This is a genomic window from Scopulibacillus darangshiensis (assembly GCF_004341035.1).
Classification (GTDB): domain Bacteria; phylum Bacillota; class Bacilli; order Bacillales; family Sporolactobacillaceae; genus Scopulibacillus; species Scopulibacillus darangshiensis.
Window position 1 is genome coordinate 1 of sequence record NZ_SLXK01000085.1, and the last position, 1823, is coordinate 1823.

General features: G+C 40.0%; 1 protein-coding gene. It reads right to left on the minus strand.

Annotation, left to right across the window (positions count from 1 at the left end):
- Positions 1 to 247: 247 nt before the first annotated feature.
- Entirely contained in the window at positions 248 to 1681 is a 1434-nt protein-coding gene (locus EV207_RS22785) for a DDE-type integrase/transposase/recombinase (protein ID WP_132748747.1), read from the minus strand.
- Positions 1682 to 1823 lie beyond the last annotated feature (142 nt).

Genomic DNA, 1823 nt, shown 5'->3' on the forward strand with positions numbered 1-1823 from the left:
GGTAGTGTCAAAAGTTCTATGAAAAACCTGCATGGGTTACAATAACTACCATTTGATTTGAGATAATACCCGCAATCGCTCTTGACAAACAGTCGAAAAAGGTTGCCTTAAGAGTATCAAGGGCGAAGGGAACAAAAGGTAGGCATGACAAAGAACCCTTGACATTACCAAATTTTAACCTTTTGCTCCTTCGGTTTGACAAGAGTGCGCTACGCCGATAGCTAAAGAGGGCTCAGCTAAACAAAAGTCAGGCTGTTTGATCCTTCAGCCATTGCTGGGATAAACCAATCAATTTTGTCCATCTTGCTGGCATGTTAGGGGCTTCCCTTAACTCAGGAATGAGCACAGGGACCTTGCCTTCTAACGCAGAATGTGGCCTTAGAAAGTTGAAGTAAGCGACAAACAAGGTCACAAAAGAGACAGATCCTTTTTCAGAGCCGAAGCCGTGTGTGGATCGATAGTTTCCCTTAAAAGTTCGATTGAGTCTTTCTATAATCTGCTTGAGCGGTCTATATTCTTTTGAAACGTCATCTTCGTTGGTGAGACCAATGACTTGTTTAACATCAAATGAAATGTCGTGTTGGGCAAAGAAATGTTGAGCTAACAGATAAATTGGGTTGCCATCGACGACAAAGGTTAGATCTTCTGGGATGTCTTTTAATTTCTGTAAAACATCATCAATGGCTTTAATGGCTGTCACAGTGTCTCGATTTGGCGATACAGGATAAGAAAGAATAACCTTTTTCACGGCATCAAAAAAGAAAACCAGGTAATGCCAACGGCCATTCACACGGATGTAGGTTTCATCACCACAGAATTGGTCAGAAAGTTCATAAGGGTAGTTGTCAATGTAAGGTTTAAGCGTTAAGGCGACGCTGTTTTCGTAATTTAAAATGCTTTGATGGGAGATGGATAGGCCATGAACATCCTTCATCAGTGCCGCTGTTTTTCGAGCGGATAGCCCATAATTGACATGATAGGTCAGAATGAGCCCCAATGTATAGGGAGAGACATAAAGTCTTGAAAGATCCACCTTAGGCTTCTGAGGTGAACTTTTGGATAAGGGCTGAAAATCAATGTGAAATTCCCGGTAAATATAACGTAATTTAAAGGCTTGTGGATCTTCTTTGAACCGCTTCTTTTCTTTTTGGGTCATGGCTTTGCGTTTTCTTTGGTAGTACGGGCAAGCATTGTTTTTGCATTTCAAGACATTGAAGTCTTTTCTTTTCTTCACTTTTTCAAGCGTTTTTGAACAGTGAGGGCACTTAAGGATAGCCTCTTTGAGATAGCGATTCTTGGCACTGAAAAGACACGCACACACCTTACATTGATATTGCCCCTTATCGCCATTGTTCGCATACAAATACTCAGATGGCGCATCACACTTGGGGCATGTTATTGACGATGGTACAGGTGTTGAATTCGATCGTCTTTGCACGGGTTTAAGAGGCTTCCCTTTGGTAGCCAGGTAATCAGATAATAAACGCTTAAAGTCAAGTTTTTCTGGTGTTTCAATGATGGGCAAATCATCGACTTGAAGCTTTCGATAAGGTTTATTTACAGGTGCATCGGAAGGTTTATCAAACATGCTTTTGCCTATCAGTAAGGTAAGTAACGTTCGAATCATTTGATCTTGATATTTTAATAATGTGAGTAAATAGGTTATAATTTGAGGGTACAACTTGCCACTTCCTTTTCTAGGATTTTGAGTGTCTGGTAACCTCAATTATCTCTAGAATTTAGGGGGTGGCAAGTTTTTTGCTTAAAAAGCCCTTTATTATAGGATTTTATAACTTATTTCTATATAAAGTTTTGACAATACG